A 21,728-nucleotide genomic window follows, 5' to 3' on the forward strand; every position below is an offset into this window, starting at 1 on the left:
GTGGAGGATCTGAGCGCGCGTATGCCGTCGCGCATCGCAGGGCGCGAGGACAAAAGAAAACGCCCGCCGGAAGGAGCGGCGGGCGTTCGGGTCTCTGGCGAGGGTGGAGGCGGGGGTCTAGGCCGCGACCTGGCCCTCTTGGGGGTCGCGCAGCACGTAGCCGCGGCCCCCGACGGTGTCGCTGTGATGCGTGCCGTCGGCGGCCGCGGCCAGCTTCTTGCGCAGCTTGCAGATGAACACGTCGTTGATCTTCAGCTCGGGCTCGTCCATGCCGCCATAGAGGTGGTTCAGGAACATTTCCTTGGTGAGCGTCGTGCCCTTGCGGAGCGAGAGCAGCTCCAGCATCTGGTATTCCTTGCCGGTCAGGTGGACGCGGCTGTTGTTCACTTCGACGGTCTTGGCGTCGAGATTCACGGTGATGTCGCCGGTGCGGATGACCGATTGGGCGTGGCCCTTGGAGCGACGGACCACCGCGTGAATGCGGGCGACCAGCTCGTCCTTGTGGAACGGCTTGGTCATGTAGTCGTCACCGCCTGCCCCGAAGGTCTTCACCTTGGTGTCGATTTCGGCGGAGCCGGACAGGATCATGATGGGGGTGTTGATCTTCCCCACCCGCAGGGTGCGCAGCACGTCCATGCCGCTCATGTCGGGCAGGTTCAGGTCGAGCAGGATCAGGTCGTAGTCGTAGATCTTGCCAAGATCGACGCCCTCTTCACCCAGATCCGTCGTGTAGACATTGAAGCCCTCCGACTTCAGCATCAGCTCGATGCTTTGGGCGGTGGCGCTGTCGTCCTCGATCAATAGTACGCGCATCTGTTCCTCCTCGAACGGTAGCGCTTGTTTCCCTGAAATCCGGGAATCCGCGTAGACCCTCGCCGTTAACTTGCCAGCGAGTTAATTTAAGACCGGTTAATAGTGAAAGGCCTCTGGCAGAATCGTTAACTCGTTTTGGGAATCGCCAGCAAGGGCGGGTGTTGGACAGGGAGTCGCAGGGCTGTTGAATCTTTTGTGATTGGACAGTGTTAACGAATGGGTCGCGCGGCCAAGCTTGTAAATTTAACGCATTGATCGCCCGTGCGCCGGGCCGCCGCAGCCCAATCTTCATCACGGGTTAACGGCGTCGGGCGGATTCTTCTCAGGCTCAACTTGGCCCCGGGAATCCAGCCTTTGCGTAGCCTCGTCGCCGCCGTGGAGCGGATCGATCCCCTGACCGTCTCCGGCCGCGTCGCCGCGGTGAACGGCCTGCTGATCGAAGCCCGCGGCGGACTGACCCGGCTGGCGGTCGGCGCCCGCGCCGAGATCGTGCGCCGGGCCGACAAGCCGCTGACCGCCGAGGTGGTGGGCTTCCGCGAGACCCGCGCCCTGCTGATGCCCTTCGGCCCGGTCGAAGGCGTGGCGCCGGGCGCCGAGATCCGCATCGATCCCATGGGCTCGGCCGTGCGTCCGACCATGGCCTGGCTCGGACGCATCATCGACGCCTTCGGCGAGCCCATCGACGGCAAGGGGCCGCTGCCCCAGGGGATCGTGCCCTACAGCCTTCGCGCCGCCCCGCCCGCGGCCCACGCACGCGGCCGGGTGGGAGAGCGCCTGGACCTGGGCGTGCGCTCCATGAACGTCTTCACCACCTGCTGCCGCGGCCAGCGTCTGGGCGTGTTCGCCGGGTCCGGCGTCGGCAAGTCGGTGCTGCTGTCCATGTTGGCCAAGGAGGCCGACTGCGATGCCGTCGTGGTCGGGCTGATCGGCGAGCGGGGCCGCGAGGTCCGCGAGTTCATCGAGGAGACCCTGGGCGAAGAGGGGCTGAAGCGCGCCATCGTGGTGGTCGCCACCTCCGACGAGCCGGCGCTGAAACGCCGCCAGGCCGCCTATATGACCCTGGCCATCGCCGAGTTCCTGCGCGACCAGGACCTGGAGGTCCTGTGCATGATGGATTCGGTCACCCGCTTCGCCATGGCCCAGCGCGAGATCGGCCTGGCCGCCGGCGAGCCGCCGACCACCAAGGGCTACACCCCCACCGTCTTCACCGAACTGCCCAAGCTGCTGGAGCGGGCTGGACCCGGCCCCGTGCGGCCGGACGGCACCACGGCGGGGCCGATCACCGGCATCTTCACGGTGCTGGTGGACGGCGACGACCACAATGAACCCATCGCCGACGCGGTGCGCGGGATCCTGGACGGCCACATCGTCATGGAGCGCGCCATCGCCGAGCGCGGCCGCTTCCCGGCGATCAATGTGCTGAAGTCGATCAGCCGGACCATGCCGGGCTGCCACCAGCCCCATGAGCGCGAGATCGTGAAGTCGGCCCGCCAGTCGCTGTCGGCCTACGCCAACATGGAGGAGCTGATCCGCATCGGCGCCTATCGCGCCGGCGCCGATCCGCAGGTCGACCGCGCCATCCAGCTCAATCCGGCGCTCGAGGCCTTCCTCGCCCAGGACAAGGACGAGAGCTCGACCATCGATGAGAGTTTCGACGCCCTGTCCCATATCTTGATGAGTGACGCATGAGCTGGGCCAAATCCCTGATCAAGCTTTCGACCTATGAGGTCGAGGTGCTGCAGAAACGCCTGGCGGAGATCGCCGACCGGCGGTTGCAGGCGGAGATGAAACTGGTCCTGCTGACGGCCGAGGGCGAGGCCGAGGCCGAGAAGGGCCGCCAGGACGCCGAGCACGGCTGGTACCAGCTGGGCTTCCTGGAGGGCCTGCGCACCCGCAAGGCCCTGGCCCAGGCCGAGATCGACCGCATCGCCATCGAGGAGGAGGGCGCGCGCGACGCGCTCGCCATGGCTTTCGAAGAGCAGAAGAAATACGAGCAGGTCGCCGAGGGCATGCGTCTGGCCGACCTCAAGGAACACGCCCGGCGGGAGACCGCCGCCCTGGACGAGCTCGGCCTGCGCCGGGCCGCCAACGGCCGGTGACTTTGGATCGACGGCTGGTGCTGGGAGGCGGGCTGGCGCTCGCCGCCTGCGACCGCCGCGCCGACGCCCAAACTCCAGTGGGGCAAACTCCGGTCTCTATCCCGCCCCTGCGCGGCGCGGCGGCCTTCCCCGTGGGGGTCTGCGTGCAGGAGGAGCAGCTGGGCGATCCCAGCCTCGTGCCGCTGATCGCCGCCCAGATCTCCCAGGTGACGCCGGAGTGGGAGATGAAGATGGAGTACATCGTCAAGGACGACGGCTCCTTCCGCTTCGAGGCGCCCGACCGGATCGCGGCCTTCGCCAAGGCCAATGGCATGCGGCTCTTCGGCCATACGCTGATCTGGTACGCCCAGGTCCCGCCCGCCTTCGAGCGGCTGGACGAGAAGCGGGTCAAGTTCGCCGCGGCCTACCGCAATTACATCCTGGCCGTGGCCGGTCGCTATCGCGGCCAGGCGGCGGGCTGGGACGTGGTCAACGAGGCCGTCGCGGAAGACGGGAACGGCTGGCGCGAGAGCCTGTGGTCGAAGAAGTTGGGCAAGCTGCAGCACATGGTGCTGGCCTTCCAGCACGCCCGCGAGGCCGATCCCGACGCGGTGCTGTTCCTCAACGACTACAATCTCGAGAACATGCCGAGGAAGCGGGCGACCTTCATGAAGCTGGTCGAGGCGCTGCTGAAGGCGGGCGCGCCGATCGGCGGCGTCGGCACCCAGACCCACCTGGCCGCCGACCTGGCGCCGGGCGAGATCACCAAGGCGCTGAAGGACCTGGCGAGCCTGGGCCTCAAGGTCCACGTCTCGGAGATGGATGTGTCGCTGACCCGCTCGCGCGGCGTGATCAAGGATCGCGGCAGGCTGCTGGCGGGCCAGGCGCGGCTCTACGCCGAGGCGGCCGAGGCCTTCTCCAGCCTGCCGGCCAGCCAGCGGTTCGCCTTCACCCACTGGGGGCTGCGCGACAAGGATTCGTGGCTGAAGCGGGAGAACCCGTCCGATGCGCCGCTGCTGTTCGACGACGCGGGCCGGCCGAAAGCCGCCGCGGCGGCCTGGATCGGCGGCTTGAGCTAGGCCTGGGGCGGACGCGGCGCGCGTGGTTCGGCGTCGGCGGCTTCGCGCAGGGCGTGGAGGTCGTCGCTGAGGCGGAACAGGGCCACATAGAGCTCGCAGAACGAGCGCCACAGCAGCACCAGGGCCGCCACCACCAGCAGGCCCGCCACCAGCACCGGCACGGCCAGCATCACGCCGATCCAGCTTTCCTCGCGCAGGGCCACGCCCACGGCCGCGCCAACCATGCCGAACGCCACCAGGGCGATGACGCCCAGGCCCGACCAATAGATCAGGTGGATGACCTGGTTGGTCATCAGCTTCTCGAAGGTCAGCAGGTCCCAGAAGATGGTCCCGCCCGCGCCGTTCCGGGTCTTGAAAGCAGGTGGCCGCATTCGACATCCAACGCTCGGCGACGGACAATCGTCACCCTGGGGCCAAACCGCTACCAGCCGCCAAGCCGGGCTGCAACGGGGCAGACGTCGCGCCGGACCTGACAAATGTCGCCCATTGCGTGTTAGCCTCCATCCCATGGGAGAGGAAACCACAACCACAGACATCGCCGACTGGAGGCTGGAGCCCATTTCCGGCGCGGACCGGGACGTGGTCGAGCAGATCAGCCTGCCGCCGGAACAGGAGGTCTTCGCCGGATCCCTGGACGAGGTGTTCGGGCGGCTGAACGAGCGTGACGCCGTGGGCCTGGAGCAGGGCTTCGCGGTGGTCGCCCCCGACGAGACCGGCGTGGTCGGGTTCTTCGTCCTGCGCGAGGGCCTGCGCCGTCCGCCCTGGGCGCCGCCCGGGACGGTCAGCCTGCACAGCTTCCGGGTCCGCCCGGGGATGCAGGGCCAGGGCGTGGGGCGGCGCTGCATCGCCCTGCTGGAGGCCTGGTTCGCCCGCGAACGGCCGATCCAGCCGCAGCTGATGCTGGCGGTCAACGAGCGCAACACCGCCGCCATCGCCGCCTACCGGAAGATCGGCTTCGTGGACACCGGCCAGCGCCACGAGGAGGGCCAAGGCCCCCAGCTGGTCTTCGTCAAGCCGATGGCCTAGTCCTGGGTTTCGCCCGACAGCGGCGTGGCGCGCATGGACGGCCTCGCCTCGAAGGCGTCCAGCCAGGCGCTGAGCCGAGGCCGCCCTTCCCGGAAAGACGGCAGGTCGCGAAACTCGAGCCAGCTCAAGGTGGTCGCCAGCGCCACATGGCCGACGTGTAGGTCCGCCTCGACGTCCAGTTCCTGTTCCAGCCAATCGTAGCTGGCGACCAGCTTCTCCGCGTGCCCCGCCGCCAGGGGCGCATAGCGCAGCTCCGCCGGCCGCCGGACGGTCTCCCAGCGCAGGGCGATCCCGGAGTCGGCCATACCCTGGGCGGCGGCCTGGAGGCGCAGGGCCAGCCATCGCGCCTCGCCCTCCGACGGGATCAGCCTGCGGCCGTCGTGCAGGGTGTCGAAATAGGCGCAGATGACGTCGGAATCGAAGATCGCCGCCATACCCGGACGGACCAGGACGGGCACCTTGCCCAGGGGGTTCTCGGCGAAGACCTCGTCGTTTCGCCGCGTCGGGCTGGTCTCCATATGGACGACCCCGAGGCGGGCGGCGATCCCCGCCTCATGGGCGAAGACCAGGGCCTTGCGGGCGTAGGGCGAGTGGGTCTGATAGAAGAGCTTCATGGGATCCTAGCTCCGTCGGGCGTCGTGCAGGAGGTGAGCGATGGCCGCGGTGACGCGCCGCGCGGTCGGCAGATGAAGGAATTCATCGGGTCCGTGGGCGTTGGACTCCGGGCCTAGCCGTCGCCCGGTCCATGTGGCCGTTCCGGGCCCAATCGGGGTCGAAGTCCGGGGACTCGCAGGGGATCTCCACGTACTCGATCAGCGGCGGCATGACCTCATGGGTCCACAGCCGGTCGAGGGTGTCGGTGAGCCTGCCTAGGTCCATTTCAGCGCCTTCCTGGTGGGGAGCGCCTTGATAGGCGGGGGCATCCGGGGAATGGCCGCGATCTGGCGGCAAGTTTGGGTTTTTTCGGCGCGCCGGCGTCCCTACAACGAAGCCATGGAACTCGACCGTTTCGATCGCCAGCTGCTGAACCTGGCGCAGGAGGATGCGGGCCAGACCGCCGACCAGCTCGCGGGGCAGGTGGCGCTATCGCCCTCGGCCATTCAACGGCGGTTGCGGCGCATGCGCGACGCGGGCGTGATCCAGCGCGACATCGCCGTGGTGGATCCGCGCAAGGTGGGGCGGCCCACCTTCTTCATCGTCTCCCTGCATGTGGAGCGCGAGCGGCCGGAGCTGCTGGACCAGCTTCGCCAGTGGCTGGCGGCCGAGCCGCAGATCCAGCAGGTCTATTACGTGACCGGCGACGCCGACTTCGTGTTGGTCGTCAGCGCGCCGGACACCGAGACCTATGACGCGCTCATGTCGCGGCTGGTGTCGGCGAACCCCAACGTCCGGCGCTTCAACACCAATGTCGCCCTGGGGGTCATCAAGCGCGGGCTGAAGGTTCCGGCCCCCGTGGACGACGACTGACTCGGCCGGGCTGGGCCCATGCGGGGAAATCCCGCGAAATCGGCCCGCAATCGCCGCCATTCCACACGGCGCTCAGGCAAGCTCGCCGCATGATAGACCTGACCACACCCACCCGCCTCCTCGACCTGCCAGACCTCGCCCGCCAGGCGCGAGTGGGCCGGGTCCTCGTCAAGACCGAGGACGAACGCCCGCTCGGCAACTTCAAGGTCCTGGGCGGCATGACCGCCGGCCTGCGGGCGCTTGAGCGCGCGGGCGGGACCCCGCGCCTGGTCTGCGCCAGCGACGGCAACCACGGCCTGGCCGTGGCGGCCGCGGCCCGGCAGGCCGGTGCGTCGGCGGCGATCTATCTGCCGGCTAGCGCCAGCCCGGAGCGGATCGCCCGGATCGAGGCCTTGAGCGCCCGGGTCGTGTTGATCGATGGGACCTATGACGACGCGGTCGAGGCCGCGGCGGACGCGGCGCGGCGAGGGCCTGAAGGCCGTGACTGCGCCCGGCGGCCGCGTGGTCGTGGTCGAGCCCGCCCGCGCGGCCTGTGTCGCCGCCGCCTTGGCCGCCGGCCGGCCGGTGCGCATCAACGGCGACCTGCACACCTGCGCCGAGATGTTGTCCTGCGGCCTGGCCTCGGCGCCGGCGTTGCAGGTGCTGTTGCGCCACGGCGCGAGCGCGGTCGCGGTCAGCGAGGCCCAACTGCTGGCCGCGGTCGCCGCGCTGGAGAGCGGCGGCGGCCCTGCCTCGACGCCGTCCGGCGCGGCGGGCCTGGCAGGCCTGTTGCATGTGGCCGTCCAGCCGGACCTGCGCGAGGCGTATGGGCTGGATGAGGCCAGCGTCGTCCTGCTGGTGGCGACCGAGGCCGCCCTAGAGCAAAATCCGATCTGATTGGACCGGATTTTGCTCACGTCTCTTTGAATTTAGACCATTTTCTTCGCCGAACCGGTGTCCACTTCGGCGTAAAATGGTCTGGCGGACTAGATCGAGCCGACCGTCTTCAGGCGCGCCTTGGGATGGATTTCGTTCTGGCTGAGCACGGGGGTCTGGCCCCGGAAGCGCTCGATGATCGAGCGGACATAGGGCCGGATCTGTGGGCTGGTCAGCAGGACCGCGCTCTCGCCGGCCAGGGCCGCGCGCTCAAAGCTGTCGCGCACGCCGCGGATGAAGTCCTGCAGGCGCGAGGGGGCCAGCGAAAGCTGCTTCTCGTCGCCGGTTCCGATCAGGGCGTCGGCGAAGGCGTTCTCCCACTCGGCCGACATGGTGATGATCGGCAGGGAGCCGTCGTCGCCGCGATGGGCGAAGGAGATCTGGCGGGCCAGGCGCGAGCGGACCTGTTCGACCAGCAGCACGATCGACTGGGTGTGGGGCGCGGCCTCGCCGACCCCTTCCAGGATGGCCGGCAGGTCGCGGATCGAGACCCGCTCGCGCAGCAGGGCCTGCAGCACGCGCTGCAGGGTGGCGGCGGTGACCACGCTGGGGATCAGGTCGTCGATCAGCTTCTTCTGCTCGCCCGGCAGGTCCTTCAGCAGCTTCTGCACCTCGGCGTAGGAGAGCAGGTCGGGCATGTTCTCCTTGAGGATCTCGGTCAGGTGGGTGGTGAGCACCGTGGCCGGGTCGACGATGGTGTAGCCGCGGAAGGTCGCCTCCTCGCGCAGGTTGTCGTCGATCCAGGTGGCGGGCAGGCCGAAGGCCGGCTCGCGCATGTGTTCGCCTGGCAGCTCCACCTGGCCGCCCGAGGGATCCATGGCCATCAGGGCGCCCAGGCGCACCTCGCCCTGGCCGCCCTCCATCTCCTTGATGCGGATCATGTAGCCCTGGGAGGGCAGGCGCATGTTGTCGAGGATGCGCACGGCCGGCATGACGAAGCCGAAGTCGGCGGCCAGGGTGCGGCGCAGGGCCTTGATCTGGTCGGTGAGCCGGCGGCCCTCCATGTCGTTGATCAGGGGCAGCAGGCCGTAACCCAGCTCGATCTTGATCTCGTCGATGGCCAGCGACTGGCTGATCGGTTCTTCCTCGGGGGCGACCGGGGCGCTGACGGGGACCAGGTCGACGGCGTTGTACTCAGCCTCCTGGGCGTCCTGCGACCGCCGCCACGAGAGATAGCCCGCGCCCGCGGCCAGGGCGGCGAACGGGATGATCGGCATGCCGGGAATGAAGGCGATCACGCCCGACGAGGCCGCGACCATGCCGAGCGCGATGGGGTTCATGGCCAACTGGGTGACCAGGGCCTTGTCGGCCGAGCCGTCGACCCCGGCCTTGGAGACCAGGAAGCCCGCGGCGATGGAGATGATCAGGGCCGGGATCTGGCTGACCAGGCCGTCGCCGATGGTCATCAGGGTGTAGGTGGCCGCGGCCTGGCCGAGCGGCACCTTGTGCTGCACCACCCCGATCAGGATGCCGCCGATGATGTTGATGGCCACGATGATCAGGCCGGCGACTGCGTCGCCGCGCACGAACTTCGAGGCGCCGTCCATGGCGCCGAAGAAGGTGCTCTCCTGCTCAAGCTCCTTGCGGCGCTTCTTGGCTTCTTCTTCCTCGATCAGTCCGGCCGAGAGGTCGGCGTCGATGGCCATCTGCTTGCCGGGCATGGAGTCGAGGGTGAAGCGGGCGGCCACCTCGGCGATCCGGCCTGAACCCTTGGTGATGACCACGAAGTTCACGATCACCAGGATGGCGAAGACGATGACGCCGATGACGAAGTTGCCACCCATCATCAGGTTGCCGAAGCCCTCGATGATCTTGCCGGCCCCGTGCGCGCCCTCGTGGCCGTGGCCGAGGATCAGGCGGGTCGAGGCGATGTTCAGCCCCAGCCGATAGAGGGTGGTGACCAGCAGCACCGTCGGGAAAGCGGTGAACTCCAGCGGCTTCTTGATGAGCAGCGAGGTCATCAGGATCAACACCGAGGTGATGATCGAGATGGCCAGCAGCATGTCCAGCAGGAACGGCGGGATCGGCAGGATCAGCAGGATGACGATGCCGATGACGCCGACGGCCATCGCCACCTCGCCCTTCATCAGCCACCCGAGCATCTCGCGCGGGCTGGGCCGTTCGGCGACGTATGATCCTGCACCCGCCATGATCGTTTAGGCCGCGCTCTGGCCCATCTGGGGCGCCGGCACCGAGACGCCGGCCTCGGTATACTCCTTCAGCTTGTTGCGAAGGGTGCGGATCGAGATCCCCAGGATGTTGGCCGCGTGGGTGCGGTTGCCCAGGCAGTGGGAGAGGGTGTCGATGATCAGGTGCTGTTCCATCTGCGCGACGGTCTGGCCCACGAAGGAGCGGGTGACCGCCTCGGCGGCGACGGCGGCGTGCGAGGCCGCCCGCGCGCCCATGTCCGGCGGCGCCAGGGGCTGGCCGTCGGGCAGGCGGATGGCGGTCTCTTCGATCTCCGGACCGACCGCCAGCAGCACCGCGCGGTGCATGGCGTTCTCCAGCTCCCGGACGTTGCCAGGCCAGCGGTGGCCAGCCAGGCGGCGTTTGGCCTCGGCCGAGATCAGGCGCTCGGGCATGCCGTTGGCCTTGGCGTACTTCTTCACGAAGAACTCGGCGAGCGCGACCACGTCGCCGGGACGTTCGCGCAGGGCCGGCAGGCGCAGGTTCACGACATTCAGGCGGTAGAGCAGGTCTTCGCGGAAGGTCCCGTCCTTCACGGCCTGGACCAGGTCGCGGTTGGAGGTGGCCAGGATGCGGATGTCGACCTTGACCGGCTTGGAGCCACCCACACGGTCGATCTCGCGCTCCTGGATGGCGCGCAGCAGCTTGGCCTGCAGGCGGGTGTCCATCTCCGAGATTTCGTCCAGCAGAAGCGTTCCGCCCGAGGCCTCCTCGAACTTGCCGATCCGGCGGGCCACGGCGCCGGTGAAGGCGCCCTTCTCGTGGCCGAAGAGTTCGCTCTCCAGGAGGTTCTCGGGGATGGCCGCGCAATTGACCGAGATGAACGGCCGGTTGGCGCGCCGCGACTTCTGGTGGACGTAGCGGGCGATGACTTCCTTACCCGACCCGCTCTCGCCGGTGATCAGGATGGAGGCCTCGGAAGGGGCGATCTGGTCGGCCATGGCGATGATCGCGGTCATCGCCGCGTCGCGCACGATCATCGGCTTGTTGTCGTCGGTGACGGCGGCCAGGACCGCGGCGATCATCTCGGCGTCGGGCGGCAGGGGAATGAATTCCTTGGCCCCGGCGCGGATGGCGTCGCCGGCCTTCTTGGCGTCGGCGTCGACACCGCAGGCCACCACCGGCACATGGATGCGCTCGGCCTCGTTGGCCGCGATCAGGGCGGCGATGTCCAGTTCGTAGTCGACCAGCAGCAGATCGGCGCCCTGTCCCGCCCGCAGGGCGTGAGTGGCCGCGGCGATGGTCTCCACATGGCTGACCTTGGCGCCCGCCGACATCGCCATCTTCACGGCGGTGGAGAGCTGTCCGTTCAATTTTCCGACGACCAGAAGCCGCATACTCGTATCTCCCTGCTCCGCTCAGGCTTCAGACCTGGGCGTCGCCGTCCTTGATGATTTCCGTCATGGTCACGCCCAGGCGGTCGTCGACGATGACGACCTCGCCGCGGGCGACCAGGCGGTTGTTGACGTAGATGTCGATGGCCTCGCCGACCTTGCGGTCCAGGTCGAGCACGCTGCCCGACTGGAGCTGGAGGAGCTGGGCCACCGACATGCTGGCGCGGCCGAGCACCGCGGAGATCGAGACCGGCACGTCATAGACGGCCTGCAGGTCGGTTCCGGTCTTCTCCTCCATCTCCATGTTCATCTCGGCCATGGGGGTCTCGGAGGGCGCGAATTCGTCGAGCTTGAGTTCGGTGTCGGACATGGCTGTCAGCTCTCGCTTCCGGGAATGAGGGGTTCGGCGTGCAACCCTTCGGCGGCGAGCGCCGCGTCGAGGGCCGCGGTCACGCGGGCGGTGGCCGCGGCGGGATCGAAGGCCGCCGCGCCGTCGCCGAAATCGAGGGTGAAGGCGGCTGGGGCCATGCCGGGGGCCGAGCGGACCTGGATCGCGCCGGGATAGCCGATGGCGTGGGCGGCCTCCTCGAGCACGGCCTGCAGGGTCTCGGCCAGGTCGGGAGCGGCGGCGACCATCAGACGCGGCGCGGCTTCGATCTCGCGGGCCAGGCTCTCCATGGCCGCCCGGATCGGGGCCTCGGGGAACTTGGCGAGCGCGGCGTCGGCGATGGCTTTGGCGCATGCCAACGCCAGTTCGGCCGATCCGACCCGGTGCTCGTGAGCGACACCCGCCAGCTTGGGCAGGGCCGCGTGGACGGAGGCCGCGATGGAGGAGAGCGCCTCGGCCTGGAGGGCGGCCATGGAGGCCAGGGCCTGCCGCTCGCCTTCGGCGAAGGCTTCGGCGCGGGCTTGCTCGACCTCTTCGATGACGAACAGGCGCTTGGGCCGCGGCGGGGCGTAGGCGACGTCGCCCGCCCCGTCGAAGACGGTGTCGAAGCCGAACCTCTGATGCGGGGTTTCGGTCATCAGTAGATCAACTCATCGTCGCCGCCGGAACCGGCCAGCATGATCTCGCCCTTGGCGGCGAGGTCCTTGGCGACCTGGACCATCGCCATCTGGGCCTGGTCGACGTCGCGCAGGCGCACGGGACCCATGTTTTCCATGTCGTCGCGCATGATCTTGGCGGCGCGTTCCGACATGTTGGAGAAGAACATCTCGCGCAGGCCGTCCGAGGCGCCCTTGAGCGCCAGGCCGAGCTGGTCCTTCTCGCAACCGCGCAGCAGGGTCTGGACCCCGCCCGGATCGAGCTTGCTGAGATCCTCGAAGACGAACATCAGGGCGCGGATGCGCTCGGCGCTCTCGCGGTTGCGCTCTTCAAGGGCTGCGATGAAGCGGGCCTCGGTCTGGCGGTCGAAGGCGTTGAAAATGTCGGCCATCATTTCGTGGCTGTCGCGCTTGGAGGTGCGCGCCAGGTTCGACATGAACTCGGTCCGCAGGGTCTGCTCGATCTTGTCCAGGATCTCGCGCTGCACCGGTTCCATGCGCAGCATGCGGGTGACGCATTCCAGCGCGAAGTCTTCGGGCAGTGCGGCCAGCACGCGCGCGGCGTGCTCGGACTTCACCTTGCTGAGCACCACGGCGACGGTCTGGGGGTATTCGTTCTTCAGATAGTTGGCGAGCACCGCCTCGTTCACGTTGCCCAGCTTGTCCCACATGGTCCGACCCGCTGGACCGCGGATCTCCTCCATCAGGGTGTCGACCTTGTCCGGCGGCAGGAAGGCCTGCAGCAGGCGCTGGGTCTGTTCGAACGACCCCATGATCGCCCCGGCGCCCGACATGCCGGAGATGAAGTCGACGAGGAGCTGTTCGACCACGGCGGCCGAGACGTTTCCCAGGCCCGCCATGGCCTGGGAAATCTCCTTGATCTCTTCCTCGTCCAGCGCCTGCCAGATGGTGCCGTGATCCTCGCCCAGGGCGAGCAGGATCACCGCGGCCTTTTCGGGCCCGCTCAGCCGCGCAGGATCGCTGATGGATTTGAGCCGGGCGTTCATGTGGTCTCATGTAGCCAGGTGCGCAGGAGCGAGACCGACTCCTCCGGATGGTTGTCGACGAATTCGGCGACCCGCTTGACCGAGGACGCCTTCACCTGGCCCTCGATGCGGGCGATGTCGATGCGCTGCTCCAGCTCGTTGCCCGGGCCGGGCAAGGCCAGGGGCTGGCCGGTGTTGGGGTCCACGGCGACCTGCATCTGCTGGCCGTCCGAAGTGGTGACCACGCGGGTCACGCCTTGGCCGGCCGAGGTCAGGTGGGGCAGGGCGCGACCGCCGCCCCCGCCGCCGCCGGTGTTGCGCAGCAGCGGCCGGACCACGAACAGCATCATCAGGATCGCGACCAGGGCCAGGATCGCCAGCTCAACGGCGCGCATGATGTCGTTCTTGTCGAAGCCCATCAGCGGGTTGGCCGCCTCGGTGCCGCCGGCCTCGGCGACGGTGGGGAAGCGGACATTGACCACGGTCACCTGGTCGCCGCGATCGGCGTTGAAGCCGACGGCGGTGCGGACCAGCTGTTCGATGCGCGCCATCTCCTGGGCCGAGCGGGGCGTGTAGGCGCCGGGCTTGCCGTCGGCGCCGGCCGCGGTGACGCCGTCGATGGCCACGGCGACCGACAGGCGCTTCACCTCGCCGGGCTCTTGCACCTCGGTGCGCGTGGTCTTGGAGATCTCGTAATTGGTCGTGGATTCCGTGCGGCCGCTGGCCGAGGCCGAGAGGCCCTCGTCATTGGCGCCAGCGCCCGTGGGGATGTTGGCGCTCGCCGAGACACCGCCCGAGGCGTCGGGGGAATTCTCGCGGGCGGTCTCCTCGTTGGTGGATTCCGAACGGATCACTTGGCCGTCGGGGTCAAAGGTCTCCTGCTGGACGGTGACGCGGGCCAGGTCCAGGTCGGCGGTGACGTTGACGCGGGACTTGCCGGCCCCGACCACGCCCTCGACCAGCCCCTTGACGGTCTTGGCGATGCGCTGCTCGACCTGGCTGCGCTTGCCATCGGCGGCCTGGCCGGCGAAGCCCTCCTCGCCGGAGGACAGGGTCTTGGCGTGCTGATCCACCACGGTGACGCGGTCGACCTTCAGGTTCGGCACCGCGCTGGAGATCAGGTTCTGGATGGCGCGAACCTGTTCGCCGGTGGGTTCGCGGGCGCCCACGCCGATGGTCACGGAGGCCGAGGGCTGCTCGGCCTCTTCCTCGAAGAGCTGGCGCTTGGGCAGCACCAGGTGCACGCGGGCCGAGGTCACGCCGTCCAGGCTCTGGATCGTGCGGGCCAGTTCGCCTTCCAAGGCGCGTTGGCGGTTGAGCTGCTGGACGAAGTCGGTCTGGCCCATGGTGGCGCCGCCGTCGAAGATCTCGTAGCCGACCGAGCCCGAGGTCGGCAGGCCCTTGCTCGACAGCATCAGACGGGTCGAGGCGACGTTGTCGCGGCCCACCATGATGGTCGAGCCGTCGCCCTTCACGTCGTACTTCACCCCGGCCTGGTCCAGGGCCGCGGTGATCGAGCCGGCTTCCTTGAGATCGAGGTTGGAATAGAGCAGCGCCTTTGGCTCGCCGAGACCCATGGTCAGGGCGAAGAGCGCCGCGGCGACCCCCGCACCGATCCCCAGGATGGCCGCCAGCCGTCCGATTCCGAACTTCTGCAAGGCGGCGACGAAGCTATTCAACGCGGACGTCCTTCCCCGGATACGCGGGACGAACGCTGAAAGCTGCCCGCCGCTAGGCAGGATTTACCCAGTGCTTGGTAAACGCCGCGTTTAAGGTCGTGGTGAAGCCTGCGGCAAATCGTACTGAATTTACTCAGTAACCTTCTTTTTGACCCAATCGGCGAAGGCCCGAATGTGAAGGAATCGAGGCCTGTCCTCGAATCAGCCGCTCCAGGGGCTCAGCACGCCCCAGAACCACAGGACGACGGCGAAGGCGGAATAGAGCAGCACCGTCACCGAGAAGGCCAGCTTGCGCAGCGGCGTCCAGGAGTCGACCCGCCGCCCGCCGCGCCAAATGGCCGGCAGCAGCAGCAGGGTGGCCAGGGTCAGGGCCGCGGCCACCATGGCGCAGGCCGAGGCGATGAACAGCAGCGGTCCGGGCCAGCCGTACATGACGTTGGCCAGGTCGCCGGTGCGCGAGAGCCAAAGGCCGAACAGGATCAGCATGGTCAGCCACAGGGCCGCCTGGATGTTCTGGATCAGGCTGGCGCGGCTCTGGATCGAGGTCTCACGGAACTCCCGGCGGTTGCGCAGGAGGACGCCGGCCAGGGTCGCGGCGGCTGCAATCCCGGTGAAGACCGCCAGGAAGGTCGCCGTGGAGGGCTGCTTCCAGAAGCCCGCCCGCTGGAACGTTTGGCCGCCACCGCCGGTCTGGAAGCTCTGCGCCCGGCCGTCGGCTATGTCGAAGGCCAGGTGCTCGGTTCCGGTCGTGGAGATGAGGCGGCCCTCGGCGAGGTCGCCCTCGGGGACCCATGTCCGCGCCGGGCCAAAGCCGCTGGTCACCAGCCGGCCCTTGCTGTCGACGCTGACCGTGACGCCGGTGGTCACCAGACCGATCATGGACTCAAGCCCGCGATAGGCCCGGCGCGTGCCGAGGTAATAGCCCTCGAAGGTGCGGGCCTGATCCTTCAGCGTCTGCGAACCGGGCCGAGGATAGGCCTGGGGCGGGCTGTAGAACTGGCTCAGGACCTGGTCAGGGAAGGCGTGCGCGAGATCTGAACCGGTCTCGGTGTTCGTGCTGATGAAGATGCCGAGGTTGAGGGCGGGAACGACCACCATGTTGGAGTGGAACGACATGGTGGCGCCGTCATGGCCAAAGCCGGTGCGGCCGCCGGGCAGGCTGTAGGAGATGAAGCCGTGTCGCCAACCGTTGATCCCCGCCGGGGTCTTCCGGATCGGAGTCCGGAAGGCCTCGGCCGCGCGCGGGCCATAGATCGTCGCGCCATCGATCGTTCCATTGTTCAGTAGAAGCTGCATGTAGCGCGCGATGTCGCCGGCCGTCGACGAGGCCGACCCGGCCGGGGCGCCGTGGCCGATGTACTCGAACGGCCGGACCTCGAAGCCGCTGGGAATCCACCGGTAGCCCTGGGAGATCTGACCGGCCAATCTGTCAGGGATCGCGCCCGGGATGCCCGCCTTGGGCGGGTGAGGCTCTCGGAAGCTCGTGTTGCGCATGCCGGTGGGCAGCAGGATGGTCTCTTCGATCAGGCGCTCGAACGGCTTGCCCGAGACGTAGGAGACGGCCTGGCCCGCTAGGGCCGCACCGTAGTTGGAATAGCTGGAGATCTCTCCCGGCGCGCGGACACGCCGCGGCCGCTCCTGGCGCAGGTACTCGGCGAGCGAACGCTCGCGGGCGAAGTTACGCTCGAACAGCTGCCCCAGGGCCCGATCTTCGAAACCCGGCGAGTGGTCCATGAGGTTGATGACCCGCACCGGCGTGCGGAAGCCTTGGTCGCGGATCTGCAGGCGCTCGGGCAGGTAGAGATTGACCGGGGCGTCGGCGCGGATGCGGCCGGCCTCGATCTCCCTCATCAGGGCGATCCAGGTGAAGGTCTTGGAGATCGAACCGACCCGGAAGAGGGTGGTGTCCGGATCGACCTTGCGGGCTGGGGCCAGGCTAGCGAAGCCGTAGCCCTTCTTCAGCACCACCTGGCCGTTCTGCACCACCGAGACGGTGACGCCGGCGATGTGGTCGCGGGCCATGGCGCTGCGCACCACGCCGTCGACGAAGGCCTCGAGCTCGGCGGGGGGCAGGGCCTCCCGGGGCGCCAGGCGCGCGCCGCTGGGGGTGACCGGCAGGGCGGGAACCAGGCCGATCGGCGTGGAGGGCGTCGCCACAGCGGCCGCCGCGGGCGTGCTAGCGGCGGCGGGCCGGGCTGGGGCCGGCCGCGGCGTCGGCCGCTGCAGGCTGACATAGGGCACGGGGCCCTTCGAAACGGGCGGCGCGGCGGGGGAGGCCTGGTCCTGCGCCAGGCCCGGGCCCGCGCATAGGGTGAGGACGGCTGCGAAAACTGCCTTGATCGTCAAACGCATGTAAGAAATTCCGCCCACCGGGTTCACGCCGAGACCTCCTTGTAGGCGCCCTCTCCGGACAGCGCTAGTCGGCGCCGGGCGGTCCGCTCGGGAAGGCGTAGAGCGGCAGCATCGGGCGCAGCTCCGGCCCGATCCAGACCTGGGGTTCGGAGGGCGGCTTCATGCCCTCCTCGATCTCGCGCAGGGCCACGCAGCTCTTCACCGCCGAGGCCAGGGCCGCGAAGTCCCTGGAGAGCCGGCTGGTCTTCAGCAGGCAGTCGTCGAAGAACGGGTAGACGCTGCCCTCCCCGCAGCCGAACGAGGTCCGGTCGGGCCGCGCCGCGGTCAGGATCATCCGGTTCGGCGCGGCCAAGGGCCGCACGAAGACGCCGGAGAAACAGGCCGACATGATGACGATGGTGGGGCGGGTGGCGCAGGTGGCGTCCAGCATCCGCCCCAGGATGCCGGGGCTGAGGATCTGCTGGTCGATGATCACCCCCTGCGGCGCGCCGTGGGAGGTGAAATAGAGCAGGCAGCCCGACTTGGCCTTGCCCGCCAGCTCACCCAGGGCCTGGTAGATGATCGCCGGCTCCGACTTCAGCGGCCTGTCCTTGTAGCGGTCCGGCCGCACGGAGAAGGTGCGCAGGTTGTCAGGGGCGAAGCCGATCCTCTGCAGCTCCCGGGAGACGTCGCGGCGGGCGTTATCGAAGGCCTCGGTCGGCCCGCCGCCGCTGCCGTGATAGTCGCCCGCCACCACGACCGCGGCCCAGTCCGCGAAAGGGCTGGCGGCCAGCGCCGGCCCGGCCCAGCTGACCAGCAGGGCCGCAAACGCGCCGGCCAGGCCCGCGCGCCGCGTCATGCTATTTCTTGTACTGTTGGAAGGGCGTCGGCACCGCCGTCCCGGTGGCCTTGGCCAGCAGCCGGCCCTCGGCGTCGTAGAGCTCGCCCTCGGTGAAGGCGATGGTCCGGCCCCATTTGACCACCCGGCCGATCGCCCTCAGCTTGCCTGGCGCGCCAGGGCGGAAGAAGCTCGTTTTCATTTCCGCGGTGGGCGCCACATGGGTCATGCCCGACGCCACCATGCAGGCCACCGACATGGCCTCGTCCAGCATGGCGCAGAGATAGCCGCCCTGGATCTGGCGCATGGGGTTGAGCAGCAGCTCGGCCTTGGCGTCGAACTCCACCTCGACCGACTTGGTCGCCTGGCTCACCGACAGGATGTGGAAGCCCAGGGTCTGGGATCCGGTGGGCTGGTTCTTGGTGCGGTGGAAGCGCGCCAGGATAGCTTCGTCGGTAAGGGCCTCCGGCTCGGCGGCGACGTCGGTCATGCAGGCTTACTTCTTCCGGAAAGTGTCGAGCGACACGACATTGGGCGCCTCGGGATCGGTTTCGGCGTTGGAGGCGGCGTCGGCCTTTTCGCCCGCGCCGGCCGCCACGGGCGTGCTGCTGGCCGCCACGCCGGCGGGCGCCTCGAACTGCAGCAGGAACTGGACGCTGGGATCGTAGAACCGGGTCACCGCCGCGTAGGGCACCGAGAGGCGCTTGGGCTGGCCGCCGAACTTGAGGGTCACCGTGAAGAAGGTCTCGCCCGGCGCCAGGTCCCAGTACTGGTGCTGTAGGACGATGGTCATCTCGTCGGGGTACTTGCCCAACAGGTCATTGGGGCCCGAGACACCCGGCGCCTCGGTCTTGAAGGTGATGTAGAAATGATGCGGTTCCGGCAGGCCTTCCGGCGCCGTGGCGCGTCGCAACGCCGCCTTCACCACGCCGCGCAGGGCCTCCTGGGCCATGGCCTCGTAGTGCATCTTGTCTTGGGCCGGCGGCTCCTGAGCCATGGGATCTCCGCAAACTGCACGCGGCGCGAAGGGTAGCGGTTCGGCGCTGGCGCGCAAGCGGGGGATGATACGCATCGGGACTTGGCGGTCACGGCGGAATTGCCTAGATCGGGCCGGGCCGCTGGGGGGCGCCGTTCATGTTGTTCGCGTCGCCGACCTTCCTGCTGGTTTTCTTGCCGCTCTGCCTGGCCGCCTATTTCGCCAGCCCCTCCATCAACCTCAAGAACGGCGTCCTGGTCGGGGCCTCCCTGCTGTTCTACGCCTGGGGCGAGCCAGTTTTCGTCCTGCTCATGGCGGCCATGACGCTGGTGAACTACGCCGCGGCCCTGGCGATCGACGCGCGGGATGGCAAGGCGCGCAAGGCGGCCCTGATCGTGGCCGTCGGCGTGGACCTGGCGGCGCTGGGCCTCTTCAAATACGCCGGCTTCGTCGCCCAGACCCTCACCGCGGCGCTGGCGCCGCTGCAGGTGGATATCCCGGACCCCCAGATCCCGCTGCCGCTCGGGATCTCGTTCTTCACCTTCCACTGCGTGTCCTACCTGATGGACACCTACCGGCGGCGGTTCCCGGCCAACCGCAGCCTGGCCCAGGTGACGCTGTACATCGCCCTGTTCCCCCAGCTGATCGCCGGACCGATCGTCCGCTACAAGTCCATCGCCCGGCGCCTGGTCAAGCGCCGTCACACTCTCGGGCGGGCCTCGACGGGCATCCGGATATTCATCATCGGCCTGGCGCAGAAGGTGCTGATCGCCGACAGCCTGGCGCCCCTGGCCGAGGCGGTGTTCGACAAGGCGAGCCGGCCGGGCCTGGCCGAGGCCTGGCTGGGGACGATCGCCTACGCCCTGCAGATCTATTTCGACTTCGCTGGCTATTCGACCATGGCCATCGGCCTGGGCGTCATCTTCGGCTTCAGCCTGCCCAGGAACTTCCGCACGCCCTACGCCTCGGCCTCGATCACCGAGTTCTGGCGCCGCTGGCACATCAGCCTGTCGACCTGGTTCCGCGACTATCTCTACATCCCGCTCGGCGGCAATCGGGGACCGGCCTGGAAGACCTGGCGCAACCTGATCGTCGTCTTCCTGCTCTGCGGCCTCTGGCACGGGGCGAGCTGGACCTTCGTCCTATGGGGCCTCTGGCACGGAGCCTTCCTGGTGATCGAGCGCGCGGGCCTCGGACCGGTCCTGGCGCGCGCGCCGCGCGTGATCGGCTGGACCTACGCCCTGGCGGTGGTGCTGTTCGGCTGGGTGCTGTTCCGCGCGCCGGACATGGCCGGGGCCGCCGACATCTGGTCGGGCATGGTCGGCCTGAACGGCCTGGGAGGCCTCGCCATCACCACGGGTCAAGCCCTGCAGCCGGTGCACGAGTGGCTTATCCCGCTCGCCTGCGTGCTGGCGGTGGCGCGTTGGCCGCGCCGGTTCCACGGCCCCGGCGACTGGCGCAAGTGGCTGGACACGGCCCTGGTGCTCGGCCTGCTGGCCCTGGCGCTGCTGCGGGTGGCCTCGGGCACCTACAGCCCCTTCCTCTATTTCCGGTTCTAGGGAGCGCGGCGTGATCCTTCCCCGTCGTCCCCTGATCCTGCTGGTCATCGCCCTGCTGGTCGCGCCCATCGCGGCCATGCCGTTCGTCGCGTACCGGCCCGCTTCCCTGCAGGAGAACCGGATGCTGGCCAAGCCGCCGATCTGGCCAGGGACGCTGGAGGACTGGCGGCGCCTGCCGCGCGCCATCGACGCCTATCTGGCCGATCACTTCGCCTTCCGCGAGCAGGCCATATGGGCCGGCATGCGGGTGGAGCGCCGGCTGGGGGTCAAGGCGCGGGCCCAGGCCCTCGCGGTCATGGGCGAGGGCGGGCAGATGTTCCTGAGCGAGGGCCTGTTGCGCTCGACGGGGCAGGACGTCGATGCCGCGCGGGCCGCCGACTACGCAGATTTCGTCTGCCAGGTCGGCGCCCGGCTCCGGGCCGGCGGCGTCAAGGTGGCGACCAGCCTGGCGCCGTCGCCGGCGGGCGTCCTGACCGACCTGGCGCCGGCTTGGGCGGGGCCTGCGCGGCGGCCGACGGACTACGACCTGATCCTGAAGGACCTGGCCGGCTGCGGCGTGCCCGCAGTTGATCTCCGGCCGACTCTGATCGCGGCCGCCCGCGACTCAAAGGTCTACCGGCGGTTCGACAGCCACTGGACCTCGCTCGGGGCGCTGCTGGCCTATAACCGCATGGTCGCGGCGCTGGAGCGCCCCGACTGGACCGTCGCCCCTGAGAGCCTGACCTGGATCCAGCAGCGCGTGGAGGATGGCGACCTGCCGCGCATGGCCGGCATGGCGCCCGCCGTCGAAACCATTGAGATCCACGAGCGCAGCGGCCTGCCGCCTGGCCTGGTCCGTATTCCGCTGGAGGGTGTCGAGGCGCCGATCAAGCCGTTCGAGGTGATCACCGGCCATCCAGGCCCCACGGTGCTGGTCATCGGCGACAGCTTCACAGCCGACCTCTATCCGCCGCTGCTGGCGCCCTTCGCGGGCCGCATCGCCTGGATCCACGTGGACGGTTGCCTGTTCGACTGGAAGATCGTCGCGGCGGTGAAGCCGGACTACGTGATGATCGTGCCGGCTGAGCGCAATGCTCTGTGCAACGGCCAGAGGCCGCGAGACCTTCCGAAGTCCTAGATGGGGCGGGAGAGGAAAGTGGAGGGGTTCTGTTGCAAGGCCCCCTCCGAGCCCCGCCTAACGCTGCTAAGACGCTAGGAGTTTATGTCGAAATCTATCGGGTCGCTTACGCGGCCAAACGGACTTCTTCAGCGAAGTTATCGTTCGCATTTAGTTTTAAGGCCCGAAACGGTGAGCCACGCCGAGAGAAAGCAACACCTTTACACGTCTGTCGATGCTGATCGGCCCCGCACTTTCCGGCGATAACTCCGGGGGAAGATTGGTGGAGCCGCCGGGAATCGCACCCGGGTCCAGTCCGC

General features: G+C 68.6%; 22 protein-coding genes, 1 other RNA gene and 1 pseudogene. 9 read left to right on the forward strand and 15 right to left on the reverse strand.

Annotation, left to right across the window (positions count from 1 at the left end):
* Positions 1-117: 117 nt before the first annotated feature.
* The gene (gene ctrA, locus Q8Q77_RS16685; RefSeq protein WP_305584778.1) at positions 118-813 is read right to left on the reverse strand and encodes a response regulator transcription factor CtrA; all 696 of its coding nucleotides are present in this window, start codon (positions 811-813) and stop codon (positions 118-120) included.
* Between the two features lie 354 nt (positions 814-1,167).
* Here ctrA and fliI point away from each other — a divergent pair, with 354 nt between their 5' ends.
* From fliI to Q8Q77_RS16700, 3 genes are read left to right on the forward strand one after another with little or no spacing between them, the layout of a single operon-like run.
* Positions 1,168-2,502 carry a flagellar protein export ATPase FliI gene (gene fliI / locus Q8Q77_RS16690; protein WP_305584779.1) on the forward strand — a complete coding sequence of 445 codons (1,335 nt, stop codon included), beginning with the start codon at positions 1,168-1,170 and terminating at the stop codon, positions 2,500-2,502.
* A complete protein-coding gene (locus tag Q8Q77_RS16695) occupies positions 2,499-2,912 on the forward strand; it encodes a flagellar export protein FliJ (protein ID WP_305584780.1) in 414 nt (137 codons plus the stop codon). Before fliI ends, Q8Q77_RS16695 begins: the two co-directional genes overlap by 4 nt.
* 17 nt (positions 2,913-2,929) lie before the next feature.
* A complete protein-coding gene (locus Q8Q77_RS16700; protein ID WP_305584781.1) occupies positions 2,930-3,970 on the forward strand; it encodes an endo-1,4-beta-xylanase in 1,041 nt (346 codons plus the stop codon).
* Here the strand turns inward: Q8Q77_RS16700 and Q8Q77_RS16705 are convergent.
* A complete protein-coding gene (locus Q8Q77_RS16705) occupies positions 3,967-4,341 on the reverse strand; it encodes a DUF4282 domain-containing protein (protein WP_305584782.1) in 375 nt (124 codons plus the stop codon). The two genes, Q8Q77_RS16700 and Q8Q77_RS16705, sit on opposite strands and share 4 nt — an antisense overlap.
* Positions 4,342-4,477: 136 nt before the next feature.
* Here Q8Q77_RS16705 and Q8Q77_RS16710 point away from each other — a divergent pair, with 136 nt between their 5' ends.
* Positions 4,478-4,996: an N-acetyltransferase gene (locus Q8Q77_RS16710; RefSeq protein WP_305584783.1), complete on the forward strand. Its 519-nt coding sequence runs from the start codon at positions 4,478-4,480 to the stop codon at positions 4,994-4,996.
* Here the strand turns inward: Q8Q77_RS16710 and Q8Q77_RS16715 are convergent.
* Both Q8Q77_RS16715 and Q8Q77_RS16720 read right to left on the reverse strand, forming a co-directional pair.
* Positions 4,993-5,610: a glutathione S-transferase family protein gene (locus Q8Q77_RS16715; protein ID WP_305584784.1), complete on the reverse strand. Its 618-nt coding sequence runs from the start codon at positions 5,608-5,610 to the stop codon at positions 4,993-4,995. The two genes, Q8Q77_RS16710 and Q8Q77_RS16715, sit on opposite strands and share 4 nt — an antisense overlap.
* 82 nt (positions 5,611-5,692) lie before the next feature.
* Positions 5,693-5,875, reverse strand: coding sequence for a hypothetical protein (locus Q8Q77_RS16720; RefSeq protein WP_305584785.1), 183 nt, complete (start codon positions 5,873-5,875; stop codon positions 5,693-5,695).
* Between the two features lie 114 nt (positions 5,876-5,989).
* On the opposite strand from Q8Q77_RS16720, the gene Q8Q77_RS16725 reads away from it, so the two are divergent.
* From Q8Q77_RS16725 to Q8Q77_RS16735, 3 genes and pseudogenes are all read left to right on the forward strand, one after another.
* The gene (locus tag Q8Q77_RS16725; protein ID WP_305584786.1) at positions 5,990-6,463 is read left to right on the forward strand and encodes an Lrp/AsnC family transcriptional regulator; all 474 of its coding nucleotides are present in this window, start codon (positions 5,990-5,992) and stop codon (positions 6,461-6,463) included.
* A gap of 89 nt (positions 6,464-6,552) precedes the next feature.
* Positions 6,553-6,868 (forward strand): annotated as a pseudogene (locus tag Q8Q77_RS16730) (pyridoxal-phosphate dependent enzyme); the annotation flags it as partial.
* A 21-nt stretch (positions 6,869-6,889) separates the two neighbouring features.
* A complete protein-coding gene (locus Q8Q77_RS16735) occupies positions 6,890-7,339 on the forward strand; it encodes a pyridoxal-phosphate dependent enzyme (RefSeq protein WP_305584787.1) in 450 nt (149 codons plus the stop codon).
* Positions 7,340-7,428: 89 nt separating this feature from the next.
* Here the strand turns inward: Q8Q77_RS16735 and flhA are convergent, their stop codons facing one another.
* From flhA to Q8Q77_RS16785, 10 genes are all read right to left on the reverse strand, one after another.
* Positions 7,429-9,528: a flagellar biosynthesis protein FlhA gene (flhA, locus tag Q8Q77_RS16740; RefSeq protein ID WP_305584788.1), complete on the reverse strand. Its 2,100-nt coding sequence runs from the start codon at positions 9,526-9,528 to the stop codon at positions 7,429-7,431.
* Positions 9,529-9,534: 6 nt separating this feature from the next.
* Complete coding sequence (locus Q8Q77_RS16745; protein ID WP_305584789.1) at positions 9,535-10,902, reverse strand: sigma-54 dependent transcriptional regulator; 1,368 nt, start codon at positions 10,900-10,902, stop codon at positions 9,535-9,537.
* A gap of 28 nt (positions 10,903-10,930) precedes the next feature.
* Positions 10,931-11,269: a flagellar motor switch protein FliN gene (gene fliN, locus Q8Q77_RS16750; RefSeq protein ID WP_305584790.1), complete on the reverse strand. Its 339-nt coding sequence runs from the start codon at positions 11,267-11,269 to the stop codon at positions 10,931-10,933.
* A 5-nt stretch (positions 11,270-11,274) separates the two neighbouring features.
* Positions 11,275-11,925, reverse strand: a complete 651-nt coding sequence (locus Q8Q77_RS16755; protein WP_305584791.1) for a flagellar assembly protein FliH — start codon at positions 11,923-11,925, stop codon at positions 11,275-11,277.
* Entirely contained in the window at positions 11,925-12,950 is a 1,026-nt protein-coding gene (fliG, locus tag Q8Q77_RS16760; RefSeq protein WP_305584792.1) for a flagellar motor switch protein FliG, read from the reverse strand. The genes Q8Q77_RS16755 and fliG overlap by 1 nt, the downstream gene beginning before the upstream one ends.
* Positions 12,947-14,608 (reverse strand): flagellar basal-body MS-ring/collar protein FliF, encoded by a 1,662-nt coding sequence (gene fliF, locus Q8Q77_RS16765; RefSeq protein ID WP_305584793.1) that lies wholly within the window; start codon positions 14,606-14,608, stop codon positions 12,947-12,949. The genes fliG and fliF overlap by 4 nt, the downstream gene beginning before the upstream one ends.
* 201 nt (positions 14,609-14,809) lie before the next feature.
* Positions 14,810-16,960 carry a serine hydrolase gene (locus Q8Q77_RS16770; RefSeq protein ID WP_305584794.1) on the reverse strand — a complete coding sequence of 717 codons (2,151 nt, stop codon included), beginning with the start codon at positions 16,958-16,960 and terminating at the stop codon, positions 14,810-14,812.
* A 64-nt stretch (positions 16,961-17,024) separates the two neighbouring features.
* A complete protein-coding gene (locus tag Q8Q77_RS16775; protein WP_305584795.1) occupies positions 17,025-17,798 on the reverse strand; it encodes a C13 family peptidase in 774 nt (257 codons plus the stop codon).
* A gap of 1 nt (position 17,799) precedes the next feature.
* Complete coding sequence (locus Q8Q77_RS16780) at positions 17,800-18,267, reverse strand: PaaI family thioesterase (RefSeq protein WP_305584796.1); 468 nt, start codon at positions 18,265-18,267, stop codon at positions 17,800-17,802.
* A 6-nt stretch (positions 18,268-18,273) separates the two neighbouring features.
* Positions 18,274-18,774 (reverse strand): SspB family protein, encoded by a 501-nt coding sequence (locus tag Q8Q77_RS16785; RefSeq protein WP_305584797.1) that lies wholly within the window; start codon positions 18,772-18,774, stop codon positions 18,274-18,276.
* A gap of 137 nt (positions 18,775-18,911) precedes the next feature.
* Here Q8Q77_RS16785 and Q8Q77_RS16790 point away from each other — a divergent pair, with 137 nt between their 5' ends.
* Both Q8Q77_RS16790 and Q8Q77_RS16795 read left to right on the forward strand, forming a co-directional pair.
* A complete protein-coding gene (locus tag Q8Q77_RS16790) occupies positions 18,912-20,312 on the forward strand; it encodes an MBOAT family protein (RefSeq protein ID WP_305584798.1) in 1,401 nt (466 codons plus the stop codon).
* Between the two features lie 10 nt (positions 20,313-20,322).
* Entirely contained in the window at positions 20,323-21,429 is a 1,107-nt protein-coding gene (locus Q8Q77_RS16795) for a hypothetical protein (protein WP_305584799.1), read from the forward strand.
* A gap of 17 nt (positions 21,430-21,446) precedes the next feature.
* Here the strand turns inward: Q8Q77_RS16795 and ssrA are convergent.
* Positions 21,447-21,728: a transfer-messenger RNA gene (ssrA, locus tag Q8Q77_RS16800) on the reverse strand; the annotation flags it as partial.

Origin of the sequence: Phenylobacterium sp. (assembly GCF_030698145.1) — a bacterium.
In the GTDB taxonomy this organism is placed as follows: Bacteria; Pseudomonadota; Alphaproteobacteria; order Caulobacterales; family Caulobacteraceae; genus Phenylobacterium.

What these genes read in the sequence shown, in the direction of transcription:
- ctrA (WP_305584778.1), bottom strand. Translation starts at nt 813, where the DNA reads ATGCGCGTACTATTGATCGAGGACGACAGCGCCACCGCCCAAAGCATC.
- Q8Q77_RS16695 (WP_305584780.1), top strand. Translation starts at nt 2,499, where the DNA reads ATGAGCTGGGCCAAATCCCTGATCAAGCTTTCGACCTATGAGGTCGAG.
- Q8Q77_RS16705 (WP_305584782.1), bottom strand. Translation starts at nt 4,341, where the DNA reads ATGCGGCCACCTGCTTTCAAGACCCGGAACGGCGCGGGCGGGACCATC.
- Q8Q77_RS16710 (WP_305584783.1), top strand. Translation starts at nt 4,478, where the DNA reads ATGGGAGAGGAAACCACAACCACAGACATCGCCGACTGGAGGCTGGAG.
- Q8Q77_RS16715 (WP_305584784.1), bottom strand. Translation starts at nt 5,610, where the DNA reads ATGAAGCTCTTCTATCAGACCCACTCGCCCTACGCCCGCAAGGCCCTG.
- Q8Q77_RS16720 (WP_305584785.1), bottom strand. Translation starts at nt 5,875, where the DNA reads ATGGACCTAGGCAGGCTCACCGACACCCTCGACCGGCTGTGGACCCAT.
- Q8Q77_RS16725 (WP_305584786.1), top strand. Translation starts at nt 5,990, where the DNA reads ATGGAACTCGACCGTTTCGATCGCCAGCTGCTGAACCTGGCGCAGGAG.
- Q8Q77_RS16735 (WP_305584787.1), top strand. Translation starts at nt 6,890, where the DNA reads ATGACGACGCGGTCGAGGCCGCGGCGGACGCGGCGCGGCGAGGGCCTG.
- flhA (WP_305584788.1), bottom strand. Translation starts at nt 9,528, where the DNA reads ATGGCGGGTGCAGGATCATACGTCGCCGAACGGCCCAGCCCGCGCGAG.
- Q8Q77_RS16745 (WP_305584789.1), bottom strand. Translation starts at nt 10,902, where the DNA reads ATGCGGCTTCTGGTCGTCGGAAAATTGAACGGACAGCTCTCCACCGCC.
- fliN (WP_305584790.1), bottom strand. Translation starts at nt 11,269, where the DNA reads ATGTCCGACACCGAACTCAAGCTCGACGAATTCGCGCCCTCCGAGACC.
- Q8Q77_RS16755 (WP_305584791.1), bottom strand. Translation starts at nt 11,925, where the DNA reads ATGACCGAAACCCCGCATCAGAGGTTCGGCTTCGACACCGTCTTCGAC.
- fliG (WP_305584792.1), bottom strand. Translation starts at nt 12,950, where the DNA reads ATGAACGCCCGGCTCAAATCCATCAGCGATCCTGCGCGGCTGAGCGGG.
- Q8Q77_RS16770 (WP_305584794.1), bottom strand. Translation starts at nt 16,960, where the DNA reads ATGCGTTTGACGATCAAGGCAGTTTTCGCAGCCGTCCTCACCCTATGC.
- Q8Q77_RS16775 (WP_305584795.1), bottom strand. Translation starts at nt 17,798, where the DNA reads ATGACGCGGCGCGCGGGCCTGGCCGGCGCGTTTGCGGCCCTGCTGGTC.
- Q8Q77_RS16780 (WP_305584796.1), bottom strand. Translation starts at nt 18,267, where the DNA reads ATGACCGACGTCGCCGCCGAGCCGGAGGCCCTTACCGACGAAGCTATC.
- Q8Q77_RS16785 (WP_305584797.1), bottom strand. Translation starts at nt 18,774, where the DNA reads ATGGCTCAGGAGCCGCCGGCCCAAGACAAGATGCACTACGAGGCCATG.
- Q8Q77_RS16790 (WP_305584798.1), top strand. Translation starts at nt 18,912, where the DNA reads ATGTTGTTCGCGTCGCCGACCTTCCTGCTGGTTTTCTTGCCGCTCTGC.